Source organism: Enterobacter sp. DC4, assembly GCF_000568095.1.
GTDB lineage: Bacteria > Pseudomonadota > Gammaproteobacteria > Enterobacterales > Enterobacteriaceae > Enterobacter > Enterobacter pseudoroggenkampii.
This window is the reverse complement of sequence record NZ_AZUB01000003.1, coordinates 95972-115134: the sequence shown is the minus strand read 5'-3', so window position 1 is coordinate 115134 and position 19163 is coordinate 95972. Positions and strand designations below refer to the sequence as shown.

At 55.5% G+C, this 19163-nt stretch carries 15 protein-coding genes; 7 read left to right on the top strand and 8 right to left on the bottom strand.

Going from position 1 to position 19163, the window contains the following annotated elements; translation table 11 throughout:
- The first annotated feature begins 137 nt into the window (after nucleotides 1-137).
- A complete protein-coding gene (locus P349_RS14275; protein WP_023310407.1) occupies nucleotides 138-1181 on the top strand; it encodes a GMP reductase in 1044 nt (347 codons plus the stop codon).
- A 43-nt stretch (nucleotides 1182-1224) separates the two neighbouring features.
- Here the strand turns inward: P349_RS14275 and hofC are convergent, their stop codons facing one another.
- The 4 genes from hofC to nadC all read right to left on the bottom strand — a co-directional run bounded on the left by hofC (nucleotide 1225) and on the right by nadC (nucleotide 5297).
- A complete protein-coding gene (hofC, locus tag P349_RS14280) occupies nucleotides 1225-2409 on the bottom strand; it encodes a protein transport protein HofC (RefSeq protein ID WP_032649801.1) in 1185 nt (394 codons plus the stop codon).
- Nucleotides 2399-3781: a type II secretion system protein GspE gene (gene gspE / locus P349_RS14285; RefSeq protein WP_032649799.1), complete on the bottom strand. Its 1383-nt coding sequence runs from the start codon at nucleotides 3779-3781 to the stop codon at nucleotides 2399-2401. The genes hofC and gspE overlap by 11 nt, the downstream gene beginning before the upstream one ends.
- 10 nt (nucleotides 3782-3791) lie before the next feature.
- Entirely contained in the window at nucleotides 3792-4229 is a 438-nt protein-coding gene (gene ppdD, locus P349_RS14290; RefSeq protein WP_032649798.1) for a prepilin peptidase-dependent pilin, read from the bottom strand.
- 174 nt (nucleotides 4230-4403) lie between these two features.
- Nucleotides 4404-5297 carry a carboxylating nicotinate-nucleotide diphosphorylase gene (gene nadC / locus P349_RS14295; protein ID WP_032649796.1) on the bottom strand — a complete coding sequence of 298 codons (894 nt, stop codon included), beginning with the start codon at nucleotides 5295-5297 and terminating at the stop codon, nucleotides 4404-4406.
- A gap of 87 nt (nucleotides 5298-5384) precedes the next feature.
- Between nadC and ampD the strand changes: the two genes are divergently transcribed.
- Both ampD and ampE read left to right on the top strand, forming a co-directional pair.
- Entirely contained in the window at nucleotides 5385-5936 is a 552-nt protein-coding gene (ampD, locus tag P349_RS14300) for a 1,6-anhydro-N-acetylmuramyl-L-alanine amidase AmpD (RefSeq protein WP_032649795.1), read from the top strand.
- Between the two features lie 9 nt (nucleotides 5937-5945).
- Complete coding sequence (gene ampE / locus P349_RS14305; protein ID WP_032649793.1) at nucleotides 5946-6800, top strand: beta-lactamase regulator AmpE; 855 nt, start codon at nucleotides 5946-5948, stop codon at nucleotides 6798-6800.
- An 18-nt stretch (nucleotides 6801-6818) separates the two neighbouring features.
- Here ampE and P349_RS14310 read toward each other — a convergent pair whose 3' ends face one another.
- From P349_RS14310 to aroP, 3 genes are all read right to left on the bottom strand, one after another.
- Nucleotides 6819-7769, bottom strand: coding sequence for a glycoside hydrolase family 43 protein (locus tag P349_RS14310; RefSeq protein WP_032649791.1), 951 nt, complete (start codon nucleotides 7767-7769; stop codon nucleotides 6819-6821).
- Nucleotides 7770-7779: 10 nt separating this feature from the next.
- Nucleotides 7780-9177 carry a glycoside-pentoside-hexuronide (GPH):cation symporter gene (locus P349_RS14315; protein ID WP_032649789.1) on the bottom strand — a complete coding sequence of 466 codons (1398 nt, stop codon included), beginning with the start codon at nucleotides 9175-9177 and terminating at the stop codon, nucleotides 7780-7782.
- Between the two features lie 164 nt (nucleotides 9178-9341).
- Nucleotides 9342-10712 carry an aromatic amino acid transporter AroP gene (gene aroP, locus P349_RS14320; protein ID WP_024907477.1) on the bottom strand — a complete coding sequence of 457 codons (1371 nt, stop codon included), beginning with the start codon at nucleotides 10710-10712 and terminating at the stop codon, nucleotides 9342-9344.
- Between the two features lie 537 nt (nucleotides 10713-11249).
- Between aroP and pdhR the strand changes: the two genes are divergently transcribed.
- The 4 genes from pdhR (at nucleotide 11250) to lpdA (ending at nucleotide 18311) form a co-directional block, all read left to right on the top strand.
- On the top strand, nucleotides 11250-12014 hold the full coding sequence (pdhR, locus tag P349_RS14325; protein WP_014882565.1) for a pyruvate dehydrogenase complex transcriptional repressor PdhR: 765 nt from the start codon (nucleotides 11250-11252) through the stop codon (nucleotides 12012-12014).
- Nucleotides 12015-12137: 123 nt separating this feature from the next.
- Entirely contained in the window at nucleotides 12138-14801 is a 2664-nt protein-coding gene (aceE, locus tag P349_RS14330; RefSeq protein WP_024907478.1) for a pyruvate dehydrogenase (acetyl-transferring), homodimeric type, read from the top strand.
- Between the two features lie 14 nt (nucleotides 14802-14815).
- Nucleotides 14816-16711, top strand: coding sequence for a pyruvate dehydrogenase complex dihydrolipoyllysine-residue acetyltransferase (gene aceF / locus P349_RS14335; protein ID WP_032649787.1), 1896 nt, complete (start codon nucleotides 14816-14818; stop codon nucleotides 16709-16711).
- 175 nt (nucleotides 16712-16886) lie between these two features.
- A complete protein-coding gene (lpdA, locus tag P349_RS14340) occupies nucleotides 16887-18311 on the top strand; it encodes a dihydrolipoyl dehydrogenase (RefSeq protein ID WP_003856313.1) in 1425 nt (474 codons plus the stop codon).
- A 52-nt stretch (nucleotides 18312-18363) separates the two neighbouring features.
- Here lpdA and P349_RS14345 read toward each other — a convergent pair whose 3' ends face one another.
- Nucleotides 18364-19155, bottom strand: coding sequence for a DUF2950 family protein (locus P349_RS14345; protein ID WP_032650074.1), 792 nt, complete (start codon nucleotides 19153-19155; stop codon nucleotides 18364-18366).
- Nucleotides 19156-19163: the final 8 nt, after the last annotated feature.

The following is a 19163-nucleotide window of genomic DNA, read 5'->3' as shown; positions in this document are numbered from 1 at the left end:
TTTACCAGGTAAATTTATAGGATTGTAGCGTAAAAAAAGAGAATTTCGCAGTCTTGCGGAGCAGGTATTAGTGCGTATGATAACGTCACTGGAGTTGTGCTTTTAACATATTTGCCTCTAACCCCAGGAATCCGCACATGCGTATCGAAGAAGATCTGAAGTTAGGTTTCAAAGACGTTCTTATCCGCCCTAAACGCTCTACACTGAAAAGTCGCTCAGACGTTGAACTCGAACGTCAATTCACCTTTAAGCATTCCGGTCAGACCTGGTCTGGCGTGCCGATCATCGCTGCCAACATGGATACTGTGGGAACCTTTGAGATGGCAACCGCCCTGGCACAGTTCGACATTCTCACCGCCGTGCACAAACATTACAGCCCTGAAGAGTGGAATGCGTTCGTTGCGTCCGCGTCTGCTGACGTGGTGAAGCATGTGATGGTCTCTACCGGTACCTCCGATGCGGATTTCGAGAAGACTAAACAGATCCTGAATGCTAACCCGGCGCTGAACTTCGTTTGTATTGATGTGGCGAATGGTTACTCCGAGCACTTCGTGCAGTTCGTCAGCAAGGCGCGTGAGGCCTGGCCGACGAAAACCATCATCGCGGGCAACGTGGTGACCGGTGAAATGTGTGAAGAGCTGATCCTCTCCGGTGCAGATATCGTGAAAGTAGGTATTGGCCCGGGCTCCGTCTGCACGACACGCGTCAAAACCGGCGTCGGTTATCCGCAGCTCTCCGCAGTCATTGAATGTGCCGACGCGGCGCACGGGCTCGGCGGCCAGATCATCAGCGACGGCGGTTGCACCATGCCGGGTGATGTTGCAAAGGCATTCGGTGGCGGTGCGGACTTCGTGATGCTCGGCGGTATGCTGGCAGGTCACGAAGAGAGCGGTGGTACCGTGGTTGAAGAGAACGGCGAGAAATTTATGCTGTTCTACGGCATGAGCTCTGAATCCGCGATGACCCGTCACGTCGGTGGCGTGGCAAAATACCGTGCGGCAGAAGGCAAAACCGTGAAGCTGCCTCTGCGCGGCCCGGTTGAATACACCGCGCGCGATATCCTCGGCGGCCTGCGCTCGGCCTGCACCTACGTTGGGGCATCCCGCCTGAAAGAGCTGACAAAACGTACAACGTTTATTCGCGTTCAGGAACAGGAAAACCGCGTATTCAATAGCCTGTAATGGCTTTCGCTGGCGCATGCCCATGCGCCAGCACTGTTTTACGCTAACCCGCGCTCATCGCATCCCCCAGATGGAAAATCGGCAGGTACATTGCCACCACCAGCGTGCCGATGATGACCCCCGTCACAATCAGAAGCACTGGCTCGAGAAGTGCCGCCAGGCTATCTGCCCGTTGAAAGGTCTGTTCCGTGTGATGTCGGGCGAGGTTTGCCAGCATGATGTCCAGCGCGCCTGACATTTCGCCGGTTCGTAAAAGCTGAATGCACAGCGGGGTAAAGATGGCCGCTTTCTGAAAGGATGACCAGACGGGGAGGCCTTTTTCAATGTCCTCTCGCACGCCGCGAAGTATTCCCTGCCAGTACTGGCTCTCAACAGTTTCCTCTGCACTCGCAAGGCCCTGTAAAAAGGGGATCCCCGACTGTTGCGTGAGTGACAGCACGGTAAAGATATGTCCCAGTTTTCGACCTTTTGCCAGTGCGCCCAACACGGGAGTGAGCATCAGGATGCGCTGCCAGCGAGGGTTCTGCCGCAGAGCCCAGGCGGTGGCTAAGGGCGCGAGTAACGCGGCGAACAGCGCAAGGGCATATGACCGCATAAAGGCGGCCATCCCCATGACCATTTGCGTCAGCAGCGGAAGCGGAGTGTTAAACGTTTTGTAGATCGCGGCAAACTCGGGCAAGACCAGGATGACCATCGCCAGCACCACGAGTACGGCCAGGGTCAGGACGATCGCCGGGTAGCGCAGCGCCTTTTTCACTTTCGCACTGAGCTGCTGCTGCGCTTTTTGCTGCTGCGCGAGCTGGCGACAGCACTCCTCCAGCTTCCCTGTGAGCTCACCGGTTTTCACCATCGAGACATGCAGCGGGCTAAAAACGGCTGGCCACTTTTTTAGCGACTCAGAAAAGGGGGCTCCCTCACTAAGCTCATCGGCAATGCTTTGCAGCAGCGCCTGCCACGGTTTTAACGGATGTTGCTCTGCCAGCATCTGCAGGCTGTGGGACAATGTCAGCCCGGCCTGCAGAAGCGTTGCGAGCTGGCGAAACATCTCGTAGCAGTGATGTGGCCGCCAGCGGTGTCGCTGAGCGCATCGGGTCAGCGTCAGAGGATGGAGGTCGCTGTGCATCAGCCTGGTGAAGGCGGCATTGCGGTCTGTGGCCCAGAGTGTCCCGCTTCGGGGTTCTCCTTCCTGGGTGAGCGCTCGCCAGCGCCAGAGATGATTAGCAGCCATCCGGCATGCCCAGGACGCGCACCAGCTCTTCGATCGTGGTCAGCCCCTGTTCGACGGCCATGCAGCCGTGCTCAAAAAGAGAAATCATTCCCGCCTGCCGGGCGCTCGCCTCTATCACTTCTGTTCCCGCCCCGCTGGCAATGGCCTGCCGCAGGGCATTGTCGATCGCGAGTACTTCAAAAATAGCCACGCGGCCATAAAAACCGTGATAACAACGCTCGCAGCCGATGGGCTGCCAGCGTGGAAGCGGTCTGGACCATACGGCGCGCGGTAATTCAGCATGCTCACTGGTTTCCCGACGACAATGTGGGCACAGACGCCGGACCAGACGCTGGGCAATCACCATCGACAGCGCGGATGATATCATCCAGCGCGCCACGCCCATCTGCTCCAGGCGAGTCAGGGCTTCCGTCGTCGAGTTGGTGTGTAGCGTTGAAAGCACCAGATGCCCGGTCTGCGCGGCATTAATGGCAATTCCGGCCGTTTCACCGTCACGGATTTCGCCGACCATAATGATGTCTGGATCCTGGCGTAGCAGCGCCCGCAGCACGCTCTGGAATGTTAAACCTGACCGGGGATTAATCTGCGTCTGGTTTAATCCCGCAAGGGGTATCTCAATGGGATCCTCCACGCTACAGATGTTGACGTCAGGGGTGTTACGCGCCTGCAGCGCGCTATACAGCGTCACGGTTTTGCCGCTGCCGGTAGGGCCGGTAACCAGAATTAGCCCCTGCGGCTGGTGGAGGGCCTCATTAAAACAGGCCAGTTGTTCAGCACTCATGCCAAGCGCTTTTGGCTCAAGAGCCTGCTGAACCTGATGCAGGAGACGCAGCACAATTTTCTCGCCGCCGCTGCAGGGAAGCGTCGCGATCCGAAACGAGACCGGCGCGTTCGCCAGCTCTATCGTAAACTGACCGTCCTGTGGCAAACGACGCTCTGCAATATCCAGGTTACCCAGCACTTTTAAACGTGCGCTGAACTGGCTTGCCAGCGAGACGGAAAGCGGAGGCTGGGGGCAAAGAACCCCGTCGATGCGTAAACGGATCTGGCACGCGTGCTCCATCGGTTCGATATGAATATCAGAGGCGCGCTGGTTGATTGCCTGCTGCAGCGTGTGGTTGAGGATATCTACCGTTGAGTGCGTTTGCGAAACAACGGGCAGATGGGATTGTGACGTTAGCTGTCGCTGTTTTTCCATGCGCTCAGCGCTCCAGCACTCAATATCAATTCGTTTCTGGGTGGCGAAACGCAGCGCTTCCATCAGTTCAGCCGCGGGGTTGCCTACAACGGCGATGCTGACCATGTCACTGTCGCTGTTGAGCAGCAGAGCGTGATGGCGCAGGCAAAGCGCCACGAGTTGATCGGTATTCATTTTCCGCTCCTCAGTTATTGTCGAAGCGGAAAACGTCTTCGCAGGCCTGCTTCAGGGCGCTGTCAGCACTGATGCTGCAGGCACGCGTCCAGCCCGTCATACCGTTGCCGTCGCTCCACCGTGGCGTCATGGTTACCGTCAGCCCGTTAAGACTCTCCTGTCCTGTTAAGGTCACGACCCCTTTCGCTACGCTCATTCCTGAAACGTAGCGTGTCGTGGTGGGGGAAGGGATGTCGTTGCTGCCGGCATCGCAGCTTTCCACACCACCGTGATCCAGCGCGCAAAGCTCGATGGCCGTGCGGTAGGGAATGAAGGTTTGCAGCATATCGGTCAGCGCCGCCTTGCGCAGGTAATTCTGATAGGCGGGGACGCCGATGGCGCTCAGAATCGCAATAATGCCAATGACCACCATCAGCTCAATGAGTGTGAAACCTTGTTGTCTGTCCATATCTGCTCCTTATGCAAAGTGGCGCTACTTTGTCAGCGGGAAAGAGCAGAAACGAGGGGCAAAAAAGGGAACGGGAAGGGGGCTTCAGAGAATTTATTCAGTATTGCAGGGAAGAACAGCGGATCTGCGAGCGGGGCAGTAATTCCCCTCTCCGGGTGGAGAGGGGAGAATGCGTTATTTAAAGCGCATTGAGAGGTCGAGAGCGCGAACGTGTTTGGTTAGCGCACCGACGGAGATGTAATCCACGCCAGTTTCGGCGAATTCACGGATCGTTTCGAAAGTGACGTTCCCGGATACTTCAAGCTGAGCCCGGCCGTTTGTCAGTTTTACCGCCTCGCGCATCTGCTCTGTTTCGAAGTTATCGAGCATGATGATATCGGCCCCGGCCTTAATCGCCTGCTCCAGCTCTTCCAGGTTTTCGACTTCCACCTCAACCGGCACATCCGGGTGCAGCCAGAAGGCTTTCTCCACCGCCTGACGCACGGAGCCAGAGGCAATAATGTGGTTCTCTTTAATCAGGAAGGCGTCGGACAGGCCCAGACGATGGTTTGCGCCCCCGCCGCAGAGCACCGCATATTTCAGCGCGGTGCGCAGGCCCGGCAGCGTTTTGCGGGTATCCAGCAGCTGAGTGCGGGTACCGGCCAGCAGGTCAACGTAGCGACGCACTTCGCTGGCAACGCCAGAGAGCGTTTGTACAAAATTGAGCGCGGTACGTTCGCCGGTCAGCAAGACGCGGGAAGGACCGTCCAGTTCGAACAGCGGCTGGTTGGCCGTGACTGCATCGCCATCTTCCACGTGCCATGTTACCTGCACATCGTCGCCTGCCAGTTGAGTAAAGACCTCTTCAACCCAACGCTTGCCGCAAAAAACACCGTCTTCACGGGTGATGATGACCGCGTGGGAGCGCGTCTCTTTTGGCAATAATTGTGCGGTAATATCCTTATCAGCATTAACGTCACCGCCCAGATCTTCTTTCAAAGCATGGGAGACGCTTGCCGGAATATCCATATTAATACGTTCCAGAAGCGCTTCACGTCGGTGGTCGGGGTTATAGCGGCGAGGCGGCATGATAAAACTCCAAATTGGTAACGAATCATAATATTGAAACATGCTACTCTGAACCGAGTCATTGCACCATACAGAAGGAGTTCCAGCATGTTGTTAGAAGACGGATGGCTGGTGGATGCGCGGCATGTGCCCTCGCCGCACCACGATTGCCGCCCGGAGGATGAAAAGCCCACACTGCTGGTGGTTCATAATATTAGTCTCCCGCCGGGTGAATTTGGCGGCCCGTGGATCGATGCGTTATTCACGGGAACGATTGATCCCGATGCTCATCCCTTTTTTGCTGAAATTGCGCATCTGCGCGTATCGGCTCACTGCCTGATTCGTCGCGATGGTGAAGTGGTTCAGTATGTTCCCTTTGATAAGCGCGCCTGGCATGCCGGGGTGTCGATGTATCACGGGCGCGAACGGTGCAACGATTTTTCTATCGGGATCGAACTGGAAGGCACGGATACCACGCCCTATACCGATTCACAGTATCAACAGCTAGCGGCCGTGACCCGCACGCTTATCGGACTCTACCCGGCTATCGCCGACAATATCACGGGGCACAGTGATATTGCCCCGGAGAGAAAAACCGATCCCGGCCCGGCCTTTGACTGGCCCCGGTTTCGCGCCATGCTCACCGCGTCGTCAGAATAAGGAGATACCATGACGTTGTTTACCATGCTGCTGGTTATCATCGCTGAACGCCTGTTCAAGCTCGGCGAGCACTGGCATCTGGATCACCGGCTGGAGGTGTTTTTCCGCCGGATTAAGCACTTTTCCATGCTGCGCACGCTGCTGATGATGGCGGGCGTGATGGTCATTACGTTCCTGCTCCTGCGCGCGCTGCACGGACTGTTTTTCAACGTACCGTTGCTGGTGGTGTGGATCCTGCTTGGGGTGCTGTGCATTGGTGCGGGCAAGGTGCGTTTGCACTATCACGCCTACCTGAAAGCCGCCTCCCGTGACGATGCCCATGCGCGCAATGCTATGGCGAGCGAACTGACGATGATCCACGGCGTGCCGCCGGACTGCGACGAGCGCGAATTTCTGCGCGAACTGCAGAACGCGCTGCTGTGGATTAACTTCCGCTACTACCTGGCACCGCTGTTCTGGTTCGTGGTGGGCGGCCCGTGGGGGCCGGTACTGCTAATGGGGTATGCGTTCCTGCGCGCCTGGCAGACCTGGCTTGCCCGCTATCTGACGCCGCATGAACGTTTGCTGTCCGGCATCGATGCCATCCTGCACGTGCTCGACTGGCTCCCGGTGCGTCTGGTGGGCGTGGTGTATGCGTTAATTGGTCACGGTGAAAAAGCGCTGCCCGCTTGGTTTGCGTCTCTTGCCGATCGCCATACGTCGCAGTACCAGGTGTTAACGCGTCTGGCGCAGTTCTCGCTGGCGCGTGAGCCGCATACCGACAAGATTGAAACACCAAAAGCCGCTGTCTCCATGGCGAAGAAAACGTCGTTTGTGGTGGTGGTGATCGTGGCGCTGCTGACTATTTACGGCACGCTGGTGTAAGCCAGCGCGCCGCAAAGACTACAGCGTATCCGCGGGCGGGATGCCGAAATCAGGCATCCCGTTTTCATTCCAGCGGACGAGCTTCAGGCGGGTATGCCGGTTCGGATCGTACAGCGGGTCGCCCTCAATTTCGGTGTAGTTACGCGCGTGATACACCAGCACGTCTTCCCCTTCCGGCGTTTGCGTAAAGCTGTTGTGTCCCGGGCCGAACTGGCGGTTTTCATAGCTGGTAACGAACACTGGACGCGGGGATTTGTGCCAGTTTGCCGGGTTTAGCGGATCGGCATTCAGATCTATCCACAGTAGCCCCATACAGTAGTTCTCGTCGGTGGCGCTGGCGGAATAGCTGATAAACAGCTTATCGCCGTGAACAAGCACCGCCGGGCCTTCGTTAACCCAGAACCCGCGACACTCCCAGTCATACTCCGGCTTGCTGAGCATCACCGGCTCGCCTTTTAGCGTCCACGGGTTCGCCATTTCGCACAGGTAAAGGTTGGAGTTCCCGGTGATATCCGGCGCTTTTTGCGCCCACAGATACCAGCGTTTTCCCTGATGCACAAAGGTGGTGGCGTCCAGGGCGAAGGTGTCGAAAGGCGTTTTAATCTGCCCTTTTTCCACCCACGCGCCGGTGAGCGGATCGTCGTCAGCACATTCAATGGCGAACATCCGGTGCTGGAACATCCCGAGCGCGTCGAGCGCCTGGGTGTGCGTCGCGGCAAAGTAGATGTACCACTTCCCGTCAATGTGGTGCAGTTCCGGCGCCCAGATCAGCTGGCTCATGGGTCCGGTCTCGGGTTTGCGCCAGACCACAACTTCTTCATCATGGCGTAAGCCTTCCAGCGACGCTGCGCGGCGGATCGCCAGCCTGTCGTACTGCGGCACGGAGGCGATAAAATAGTACTCCCCCTCATGGCGTAAAATGTACGGGTCGGCACGTTGTTCGATAAACGGGTTTGGCCACTGATGCATTTGGCTCTCCTTATTTTGTCTCTGCGGCTTTCAGTTCCTGATAGTCGCTCAGTTCACGGTAATTGGTGCGACGTTTTTCCAGGTCTTCCTGAATGCGTTTCATCGTTTCACGGTCAACCTTCAGCAGCCGTACTACGCCCGCGGTGATTAAGTATCCAATGCCGGGAATGACGGTAAACAGCAGGACGATCCCGTTGATGGCGTCCGCGCTCTGCGCTTTCGCGCCCGCGTCATAGCCGTACCAGGAGAGCAGGAAGCCGACCATCGCCCCGGCAATCGCCAGCCCCAGCTTGAGGAAGAAGATGTTGCCGGAGAAGCTGATGCCGGTAATGCGCTTCCCGGTCTTCCACTCGCCGTAGTCGTCCACGTCGGCCATCAGCGACCAGTGCAGCGGAGACGGGATCTGGTGCAGGATGTTCAGCAGGACGTAGAGCACCACAATGGTGACGGTGGCTTTCGGGTCGAAGAAGTAGAAGGCGCAGGAGAAAATCGCCAGCACGATGTTGGTCCAGAAGAAGACCTTCAGCTTACACCAGCGGTCGGTCAGCACTTTTGCCAGCACGCTGCCGAGCATCATGCCGACCACGCCCAGGCTGATAAACAGCGTAGCGAAGTGGGTGCTCTGGCCCATCACCCAGGTGACGTAATACATGGTGGCCGCCATACGGATAAAGCCCGGGCAGACGTTGCAGAGCGTCAGCAGCAGAATGCGTACCCACTGGTCGTTCTTCCACACGTCTTTCAAATCGTTTTTCAACTCGTCGTTGGTCTGTACCGCCGGGCGCACGCGCTCGCGCACGGTGGCGAAGCAGAACAGGAACATGCAGGTGCCAATCAGCGCCAGCACGGTCATCGCCATCTGGTAGCCTTTGGCTTTATTGTCCCCGCCAAACCAGTCGGCCATCGGCAGCAGCGTTAATGAGAGCAGCAGCGTGGCGATGCCGACCAGCACGAAGCGATACGACTGGCAGGCCACGCGTTCTTTTGGATCGTTGGTGATCACCCCGCCGAGCGAGCAGTAGGGAATGTTGATGGCCGTATAGGTCAAAGAGAGCAGGAAGTAGGTGACAAAGGCATAGATAACTTTGCTGTTATAGCTCCACTCCGGCGTGGTGAACATCAGGATGCTGAACAGCGCATACGGGAAAGCGATCCATAGCAGCCATGGACGAAACCGGCCATATTTACTGCGGGTGCGGTCAGCAATCGCGCCCATGATCGGGTCCGTTACGGCGTCAATCACGCGGACAGACAGCAGCAGCACGCCGACCAGCGCAGGCGCGAGGCCAAAAATATCCGTATAAAAATAGTTAACAAACAACATGATGGCGCCAAAGATAATGTTGCATCCGGCGTCGCCCATCCCATAGCCGATCTTTTCTCTTACTGACAGTGTGTTGTTATCCATCGACAGCTCTCCGGTTTACGGTATGGAGAGAATTATTCGCTGGCAAAGGGATATATGCGTTGCAGTATCAGGGCGGTGATATGGATAAATGCGCTATGGGCGTGAAAGTGTGAGGGAGGTAACAACGCGCGGTACCCGCAAAAGCAGGTACCGCGGAGAGAGGCTTAGTGTGCCTTCATGGCATTACGGCTTTTCTGACTGAAGAGATAGCCCACGCCCAGGATCGCAATCCAGACCGGGATCAGGTAGACGGAAATCGCCATACCCGGCGTGATCAGCATGATCACCAGCACGGCCGCCATAAACAGCAGGCAGATCCAGTTACCCAGCGGATAGAGCAGGGCAGGGAAGCGCGTGGTGACGCCCTGCTGCTGTTTCGCGCGGCGGAACTTGATGTGTGCCAGGCTGATCATCGCCCAGTTGATGACCAGGGCAGAGACCACCAGCGCCATCAGCAGGCCAAACGCCGACTCGGGGGCCATGTAGTTAATCAGCACGCACAGGGCGGTCACGATGGCGGAAACAATAATGGTATTCACCGGTACGCCGCGTTTATCAACGTTAAGCAGCATCTTCGGCGCGTTGCCCTGTTGGGCAAGGCCGAACAGCATACGGCTGTTGCAGTATACGCAGCTGTTGTATACGGAGAGCGCTGCGGTCAGCACCACGATGTTCAGGGCGTTGGCGACAAAGGTGTCGCCCAGCTCGTGGAAGATCAGCACAAACGGGCTGGTGTCAGCGGTGACGCGCGTCCACGGCAGCAGAGAGAGCAGCACGGCCAGTGAGCCCACATAGAAGATTAGAATACGGTAGATAACCTGGTTAGTGGCTTTTGGAATGCTCTGCTCCGGGTTGTCGGCTTCAGCGGCGGTGATACCCACCAGCTCCAGACCGCCAAAGGAGAACATAATGATGGCCATCATCATCACCAGACCGGTCATGCCGTGAGGCAGAAAGCCACCCTGTTCCCAGAGGTTGCGCACGGTGGCCTGCGGTCCGCCGTTGCCGCTGAACAGCAGCCAGCCGCCAAAGATAATCATCGCCACCACGGCAATGACTTTGATGATGGCGAACCAGAACTCCATCTCACCGAACACTTTAACGTTGGTCAGGTTAATGGCGTTAATAATGACAAAGAAGGCCGCAGCAGAAGCCCAGGTTGGGATTTCGGGATACCAGAACTGGATGTATTTTCCGACGGCGGTAAGCTCAGCCATGGCAACCAGAACGTACAGCACCCAGTAGTTCCAGCCCGAGGCGAAACCGGCAAAGCTGCCCCAGTATTTATAGGCAAAGTGGCTGAAGGAGCCTGCGACCGGTTCTTCAACGACCATTTCGCCCAGCTGGCGCATGATCAGAAAAGCAATGAAGCCCGCAATCGCGTAACCCAAAATAATACCCGGACCGGCAGACTGGATAACGGATGCGCTGCCCAGAAACAGGCCGGTACCTATCGCACCGCCCAGTGCGATGAGCTGAATATGGCGGTTTTTAAGCCCGCGCTTTAGCTGATCGCCGTGCTGTTGAGCTTCCATTTGAAACCTCGTGTGTGGTTGTTATGTTCACGCTGTGCGTGTGTAATTATGAAAATCCATATTCTGTATTTATTTCTTTACGGTTAACGAGACCGAAAAAAGCGGAGATGACTTCCGTAAGCGCAAGAATAGTGGTAAGCGCCTGCGAATGCACCTGCTTTATGAAGGGGTGATGACGACTTGAATAAAAAGAAAGCATTTGTAAATCGGTCCGCTCGTTGTTCCTAACCCAACCTATAGAATAGAAATGCGCCGTAAGTGGGCGAATTTTCATTATTTGCCTTGTTGAATCGCTTCAGATTGCAAAAACCCTCGTTTCATTATGGTTAAAACTCCCTCTTTAGGAGTAATCAACTCATTTGTGCAAAGTTACATTTCTGAAACGTTATTTCTGTAAGGTTGTTAAAATGTGCAGGGTTTAATGATTTCAATCAAAACCAATATGGACAGAAGGTGAATACTTTGTTACTTTAGCGATACGAAATAGAAATTGGTAAGACCAATTGACTCCGGGCAAAAAGGCGTAAGACAGGGAATATGGCCTACAGCAAAATTCGCCAACCAAAACTATCTGATGTGATTGAGCAGCAGCTGGAGTTTTTAATCCTCGAAGGGACTCTGCGCCCGGGTGAGAAACTTCCACCAGAACGCGAGCTGGCAAAACAGTTCGACGTTTCACGTCCCTCTCTGCGTGAGGCGATTCAACGTCTCGAAGCAAAGGGCTTGCTGCTTCGTCGCCAGGGCGGCGGAACCTTTGTGCAAAACAGCCTGTGGCAGAGCTTCAGCGATCCGCTGGTAGAACTTCTCTCTGACCACCCAGAATCCCAGTTTGACCTGCTTGAGACCCGTCACGCGCTTGAAGGGATTGCGGCCTATTACGCCGCCCTTCGCAGCACTGATGAAGATCGCGTGCGTATCCGCGAACTGCATCAGGCCATTGAACGGGCACAGCAGTCCGGCGATTTAGACGCCGAGTCCAGCGCCGTCGTCCAGTATCAAATCGCCGTCACCGAAGCGGCACACAATGTGGTGCTCCTCCATCTGCTACGCTGCATGGAGCCGATGCTGGCCCAGAACGTTCGTCAGAATTTTGAATTGTTGTATGCCCGTCGGGAGATGCTCCCACTGGTAAGCAACCATCGCACCCGAATATTCGAGGCGATAATGGCCGGGGAACCGGAGCAGGCGCGTGAAGCGTCGCACCGCCATCTGGCTTTCATTGAGGAAATCTTGCTGGACCGCAGCCGTGAACAATCGCGACGCGAACGTTCATTACGCCGCATACAGCAACGAAAGGATTAAGCGCCAGGTACTTTTAGAGCGCGGCAACTAAACGCAGAACCTGTCTTATTGTGTTCTTGCCCAAGAGCACAATGGGACAGGTTCCAGACAAATCAACGTATTAGATAGATAAGGAATACCCCCATGTCAGAACGTCTCCAAAATGACGTGGATCCGATCGAAACTCGCGACTGGCTACAGGCGATCGAATCGGTCATCCGTGAAGAAGGTGTTGAGCGCGCTCAGTATCTGATTGATCAGCTGCTTTCTGAAGCCCGCAAAGGCGGTGTGAAGGTTGCTTCAGGTGCAGGGGCTAGCAACTACGTAAACACGATTGCCGTCGAAGACGAACCGGAATACCCGGGCAATCTGGATCTGGAACGTCGTATCCGTTCTGCAATCCGCTGGAACGCCATCATGACCGTTCTGCGCGCCTCCAAGAAAGACCTGGAGCTGGGTGGCCACATGGCGTCCTTCCAGTCTTCTGCGACCGTTTACGAAGTGTGCTTCAACCACTTCTTCCGTGCAGCGAACGAGAAAGACGGCGGCGACCTGGTGTACTTCCAGGGCCACATCTCTCCGGGCATCTATGCACGTGCCTTCCTGGAAGGTCGTCTGACTGAAGAGCAGATGAACAACTTCCGTCAGGAAGTTCACGGTAAAGGTCTGTCTTCTTACCCGCACCCTAAACTGATGCCTGAATTCTGGCAGTTCCCGACCGTATCTATGGGTCTGGGCCCAATCGGTGCGATCTACCAGGCTAAATTCCTGAAGTATCTGGAACACCGTGGTCTGAAAGACACCTCTGAGCAGACCGTTTACGCCTTCCTGGGCGACGGCGAAATGGATGAGCCAGAATCTAAAGGTGCGATCACCATCGCTACCCGTGAGAAGCTGGACAACCTGTGCTTCATCATCAACTGTAACCTGCAGCGTCTGGATGGTCCGGTAACCGGCAACGGCAAGATCATCAACGAACTGGAAGGCATCTTCGCGGGTGCAGGCTGGAACGTGATCAAAGTCATGTGGGGCGGTCGTTGGGATGAACTGCTGCGTAAAGACACCAGCGGTAAGCTGATCCAGCTGATGAACGAAACCGTTGACGGTGACTACCAGACCTTCAAATCCAAAGACGGTGCCTACGTTCGTGAGCACTTCTTCGGCAAATACCCTGAAACCGCAGCCCTGGTTGCAGACTGGACTGATGAGCAGATCTGGGCCCTGAACCGCGGTGGTCACGATCCGAAGAAAGTCTACGCTGCACTGAAAAAAGCGCGTGAAACCAAAGGTAAAGCGACTGTAATCCTGGCCCATACCATCAAAGGTTACGGCATGGGTGATACCGCAGAAGGTAAAAACATCGCTCACCAGGTTAAGAAAATGAACATGGACGGCGTGCGTTATATCCGCGACCGTTTCAACGTTCCAGTGACCGATGAGCAGGTAGAAAACCTGTCTTACATCACCTTCCCGGAAGGTTCTGAAGAGCATAAGTACCTGCACGAACGTCGTCAGGCGCTGAAAGGCTACCTGCCAGCTCGTCAGCCTAACTTCACCGAGAAGCTGGAACTGCCAGCGCTGGAAGACTTCTCTCAGCTGCTGGAAGAGCAGAACAAAGAGATCTCTACCACTATCGCTTTCGTTCGTGCCCTGAACGTGATGCTGAAGAACAAGTCGATCAAAGATCGTCTGGTTCCAATCATCGCCGACGAAGCGCGTACTTTCGGTATGGAAGGTCTGTTCCGTCAGATCGGTATCTACAGCCCGAACGGCCAGCAGTACACCCCGCAGGACCGTGAGCAGGTTGCATACTACAAAGAAGACGAGAAAGGTCAGATCCTGCAGGAAGGTATCAACGAGCTGGGCGCAGGCGCATCCTGGCTGGCTGCTGCGACTTCTTACAGCACCAACAACCTGCCGATGATCCCGTTCTACATTTACTACTCCATGTTCGGGTTCCAGCGTATCGGTGACCTGTGCTGGCAGGCAGGCGACCAGCAGGCTCGCGGCTTCCTGGTAGGTGGTACTTCAGGTCGTACGACCCTGAACGGTGAAGGTCTGCAGCACGAAGATGGCCACAGCCACATTCAGTCTCTGACTATCCCTAACTGTATCTCTTACGACCCGTCTTACGCGTACGAAGTGGCAGTCATCATGCATGACGGTCTGCAGCGCATGTACGGTGAAGCGCAAGAGAACATTTACTACTACATCACCACCCTGAACGAAAACTACCACATGCCGGCAATGCCAGCAGGTGCCGAGGAAGGTATCCGTAAAGGTATCTACAAACTCGAAACCATTGAAGGTAGCAAAGGTAAAGTTCAGCTGCTGGGCTCCGGTTCTATCCTGCGTCACGTACGTGAAGCAGCGCAGATCCTGGCGAAAGACTACGGTGTCGGTTCCGATGTGTACTCTGTGACCTCCTTCACTGAGCTGGCGCGTGATGGCCAGGATTGTGAGCGCTGGAACATGCTGCACCCAATGGAAACCCCACGCGTTCCGTACATCGCTCAGGTGATGAACGACGCGCCAGCGGTGGCGTCTACTGACTATATGAAACTGTTCGCTGAGCAGGTTCGTACCTACGTTCCAGCTGATGATTATCGCGTTCTGGGTACTGACGGCTTCGGTCGTTCTGACAGCCGCGAAAACCTGCGTCACCACTTCGAAGTTGATGCTTCTTACGTGGTTGTAGCAGCACTGGGCGAACTGGCTAAACGTGGCGAAATCGATAAGAAAGTGGTTGCGGACGCAATCACCAAATTCAACATCGATGCAGAAAAAGTTAACCCGCGTCTGGCGTAAGAGGTAAAAGAATAATGGCTATCGAAATCAATGTACCGGACATCGGGGCTGATGAAGTTGAAATCACCGAGATCCTGGTCAAAGTTGGCGACAAAGTTGAAGCTGAACAGTCGCTGATCACCGTAGAAGGCGACAAAGCCTCTATGGAAGTCCCGTCTCCTCAGGCTGGCATCGTTAAAGAGATCAAAGTCTCTGTTGGCGATAAAACCGAGACTGGCAAACTGATCATGATTTTCGATTCCGCCGACGGTGCAGCAGCAGCTGCACCTGCGCAGGAAGAGAAGAAAGCCGCTCCGGCCGCCGCTGCTCCAGCAGCTGCCGCGAGCGCGAAAGAAGTGAACGTGCCTGACATCGGCGGTGACGAAGTTGAAGTCACTGAAATCCTGGTGAAAGTGGGCGACACCGTTGCGGCCGAGCAGTCACTGATCACCGTAGAAGGCGACAAAGCCTCTATGGAAGTGCCAGCGCCGTTCGCCGGTACCGTTAAAGAGATCAAGATCAACACCGGTGACAAAGTGTCTACCGGCTCCCTGATCATGGTCTTCGAAGTGGCAGGTGCAGAAGGCGCTGCCGCGCCTGCACAGGCCGCTGCTCCGGCTCCAGCCGCAGCACCAGCCGCTGCTGGCGGCGCGAAAGACGTTAACGTACCGGACATCGGCGGTGACGAAGTTGAAGTCACCGAAGTGATGGTGAAAGTGGGCGACAAAGTTGCCGCTGAACAGTCACTGATCACCGTTGAAGGCGACAAGGCTTCTATGGAAGTCCCTGCGCCGTTCGCGGGTACGGTTAAAGAGATCAAAATCAGCACCGGCGACAAAGTGTCTACCGGCTCTCTGATCATGGTCTTCGAAGTGGAAGGCGCTGCGCCTGCCGCAGCTCCGGCTGCCGCGGCTGCTCCAGCACCTGCTGCTGCGCCGGCTCAGGCTGCTAAACCAGCCGCTGCCCCTGCTGCTAAAGCAGAAAAATCTGAGTTCGCTGAAAACGACGCTTACGTCCACGCTACCCCGCTGATTCGTCGCCTGGCGCGCGAATTCGGTGTGAACCTGGCGAAAGTGAAAGGGACCGGCCGTAAGGGTCGTATCCTGCGCGAAGACGTTCAGACCTACGTGAAAGACGCGGTGAAACGTGCCGAAGCTGCACCAGCTGCAGCCGCTGGCGGCGGTATCCCGGGCATGCTGCCATGGCCGAAAGTGGACTTCAGCAAGTTCGGCGAAATCGAAGAAGTGGAGCTGGGCCGTATCCAGAAAATCTCTGGTGCGAACCTGAGCCGTAACTGGGTGATGATCCCGCACGTTACGCACTTTGATAAGACCGATATCACCGATCTGGAAGCGTTCCGTAAACAGCAGAACGCCGAAGCCGAGAAGCGCAAACTGGACGTGAAATTCACCCCAGTGGTCTTCATTATGAAAGCGGTTGCTGCGGCTCTGGAGCAGATGCCACGCTTCAACAGCTCCCTGTCCGAAGACGGTCAGAAGCTGACGCTGAAGAAATACATCAACATCGGTGTTGCGGTTGATACGCCAAATGGTCTGGTTGTTCCGGTCTTCAAAGACGTGAACAAGAAGAGCATTACCGAGCTGTCCCGTGAACTGACCGTGATCTCCAAGAAAGCGCGTGATGGTAAGCTGACTGCCGGCGAAATGCAGGGCGGCTGCTTCACTATCTCCAGCATCGGCGGCCTGGGTACTACCCACTTCGCGCCGATTGTGAACGCGCCGGAAGTGGCTATCCTCGGTGTGTCCAAGTCCGCGATGGAGCCGGTGTGGAATGGCAAAGAGTTCGTACCGCGTCTGATGATGCCAATCTCTCTGTCCTTCGACCACCGCGTAATCGACGGTGCTGATGGTGCGCGTTTCATCACCATCATCAACAACATGCTGAGCGACATTCGCCGCCTGGTGATGTAATCGAAAAGCCGGCCAGTCGGCCGGCTTTTTTCTGATAATCTCATGGGGTTTGTGAGGTTATTGGCGAAAGCGACAATTCGTGAGCCGTTTGTTGTTTCAAAATTGTTAACAATTTTGTAAACTGCGGGCGGATAGAACGACCCGGTGGACGACGGGTATAAATTAAGAGGTCATGATGAGCACAGAAATCAAAACTCAGGTCGTAGTACTTGGGGCAGGCCCGGCAGGTTACTCCGCAGCATTCCGCGCCGCGGATTTAGGTCTGGAAACCGTCATCGTAGAGCGTTACAGCACCCTCGGCGGTGTTTGTCTGAACGTCGGCTGTATCCCTTCTAAAGCGCTGCTGCACGTAGCGAAAGTTATCGAAGAAGCCAAAGCGCTGGCTGAACACGGTATCGTCTTCGGCGAGCCGAAAACCGATATCGACAAAATTCGTACCTGGAAAGAGAAAGTTATCACTCAGCTGACCGGCGGTCTGGCGGGTATGGCCAAAGGCCGTAAAGTGAAAGTGGTAAACGGTCTGGGTAAATTCACCGGTGCGAACACCCTGGAAGTGGAAGGCGAAAACGGCAAAACCGTGATCAACTTCGACAACGCGATCATCGCGGCAGGCTCTCGCCCAATCGAACTGCCATTCATTCCGCATGAAGATCCACGCGTGTGGGATTCCACCGATGCGCTGGAGCTGAAAACCGTTCCTAAGCGTCTGCTGGTTATGGGCGGCGGTATCATCGGTCTGGAAATGGGTACCGTGTACCATGCGCTGGGTTCAGAGATCGACGTGGTTGAAATGTTCGACCAGGTTATCCCGGCTGCCGACAAAGACATCGTTAAGGTCTTCACCAAACGCATCAGCAAGAAATTTAACCTGATGCTGGAAACCAAAGTGACTGCCGTTGAAGCGAAAGAAGACGGTATTTACGTTTCCATGGAAGGCAAAAAAGCGCCATCCGAACCACAGCGTTACGACGCCGTGCTGGTGGCTATCGGTCGTGTACCGAACGGTAAAAACCTCGACGCGGGCAAAGCTGGCGTGGAAGTGGACGACCGTGGCTTTATCCGCGTTGACAAACAGCTGCGCACCAACGTGCCGCACATCTTTGCTATCGGCGATATCGTCGGTCAGCCAATGCTGGCGCACAAAGGTGTTCACGAAGGCCACGTTGCCGCTGAAGTTATCGCCGGTATGAAGCACTACTTCGATCCGAAAGTGATCCCATCTATCGCGTACACCGAGCCAGAAGTGGCATGGGTTGGTCTGACTGAGAAAGAAGCGAAAGAGAAAGGCATCAGCTACGAAACCGCCACCTTCCCGTGGGCTGCTTCTGGCCGTGCTATCGCTTCCGACTGCGCAGACGGTATGACCAAACTGATCTTCGACAAAGAGACTCACCGTGTGATCGGTGGTGCGATTGTCGGTACCAACGGCGGCGAGCTGCTGGGTGAAATCGGTCTGGCTATCGAAATGGGCTGTGACGCTGAAGACATCGCGCTGACCATCCACGCTCACCCGACTCTGCACGAGTCCGTGGGCCTGGCGGCAGAAGTGTTTGAAGGTAGCATCACCGACCTGCCAAACGCGAAAGCGAAGAAGAAATAAGTTTCTTCAGATGAAAAAAGCGGCCTCAGGCCGCTTTTTTTATGCGCTGCGTTCAGGGGGCCACCGGCTGCCAGGTTTTATCAGGACTATAGGTGGTTAACGCCCGGGCTTTCTGCTCAGAATCGCTGCCGAGATCGGTCTGATACACCTTATCATCCTGATTTATCACAAAGCTCATGACGCCCGTCTGACCATAGCTGACTGGCCAGGCCACCATCGCGAAACCGTTATTATCCGGCAGGATGCGGAAACGATAGCCGTGATAACCGGTACCCGGCTCTTTTGGGCTAAATGCCGGTCCGAGCGGACTGGGCGCTTCGCCGGGAGAGGCAGGCCAGTACAAACCGTCTTTTTTCCCTTTCGAGCTGACAATCTTCTGCGCGAATTTCTGGTTCATCGCAAAGTAGCTTTGCTGCGCATCAACATAGGCATGTAAGGCTTCAATGGCGGCAAGTTCGTTACGCCCGATTTCGCGGGTCAGGATCTCTTCGGCCCCTTCTTTGATATCGAATTGCCAACCGGCAGAGGTTTTGATCACCGGGATAGGAAGCTGCCAGCTGTTGTCACCGACAACCAGATGCGCCGTATCCCCTTCGACAACCGTGTTATGACGGACTTTCCAGTCGCGCAGGAAACGATCGACGGCATCCGGGTCAACGCCTTCAGGGGGCAGAAAATCGCGCCAGTTCTCTCCAAGCAGATTGCTCATCTCGCTCTCATTATGCTCACTAATGGCTTTGGTCAGCGCATCGGTTGCCTGATCGGGGGTGCTAAAGGATTGCTGCGCCATCACCGAAGCCGAAAGCATGAACAACACCATGCCACTGAGTAGTTTACTTTTCATGTCGGTTC

Bases quoted from the DNA above. Each gene is read 5' to 3' on its own strand.
- P349_RS14275 (WP_023310407.1), top strand. From the start codon at position 138: ATGCGTATCGAAGAAGATCTGAAGTTAGGTTTCAAAGACGTTCTTATC.
- hofC (WP_032649801.1), bottom strand. From the start codon at position 2,409: ATGGCTGCTAATCATCTCTGGCGCTGGCGAGCGCTCACCCAGGAAGGA.
- gspE (WP_032649799.1), bottom strand. From the start codon at position 3,781: ATGAATACCGATCAACTCGTGGCGCTTTGCCTGCGCCATCACGCTCTG.
- ppdD (WP_032649798.1), bottom strand. From the start codon at position 4,229: ATGGACAGACAACAAGGTTTCACACTCATTGAGCTGATGGTGGTCATT.
- nadC (WP_032649796.1), bottom strand. From the start codon at position 5,297: ATGCCGCCTCGCCGCTATAACCCCGACCACCGACGTGAAGCGCTTCTG.
- ampD (WP_032649795.1), top strand. From the start codon at position 5,385: ATGTTGTTAGAAGACGGATGGCTGGTGGATGCGCGGCATGTGCCCTCG.
- ampE (WP_032649793.1), top strand. From the start codon at position 5,946: ATGACGTTGTTTACCATGCTGCTGGTTATCATCGCTGAACGCCTGTTC.
- P349_RS14310 (WP_032649791.1), bottom strand. From the start codon at position 7,769: ATGCATCAGTGGCCAAACCCGTTTATCGAACAACGTGCCGACCCGTAC.
- P349_RS14315 (WP_032649789.1), bottom strand. From the start codon at position 9,177: ATGGATAACAACACACTGTCAGTAAGAGAAAAGATCGGCTATGGGATG.
- aroP (WP_024907477.1), bottom strand. From the start codon at position 10,712: ATGGAAGCTCAACAGCACGGCGATCAGCTAAAGCGCGGGCTTAAAAAC.
- pdhR (WP_014882565.1), top strand. From the start codon at position 11,250: ATGGCCTACAGCAAAATTCGCCAACCAAAACTATCTGATGTGATTGAG.
- aceE (WP_024907478.1), top strand. From the start codon at position 12,138: ATGTCAGAACGTCTCCAAAATGACGTGGATCCGATCGAAACTCGCGAC.
- aceF (WP_032649787.1), top strand. From the start codon at position 14,816: ATGGCTATCGAAATCAATGTACCGGACATCGGGGCTGATGAAGTTGAA.
- lpdA (WP_003856313.1), top strand. From the start codon at position 16,887: ATGAGCACAGAAATCAAAACTCAGGTCGTAGTACTTGGGGCAGGCCCG.
- P349_RS14345 (WP_032650074.1), bottom strand. From the start codon at position 19,155: ATGAAAAGTAAACTACTCAGTGGCATGGTGTTGTTCATGCTTTCGGCT.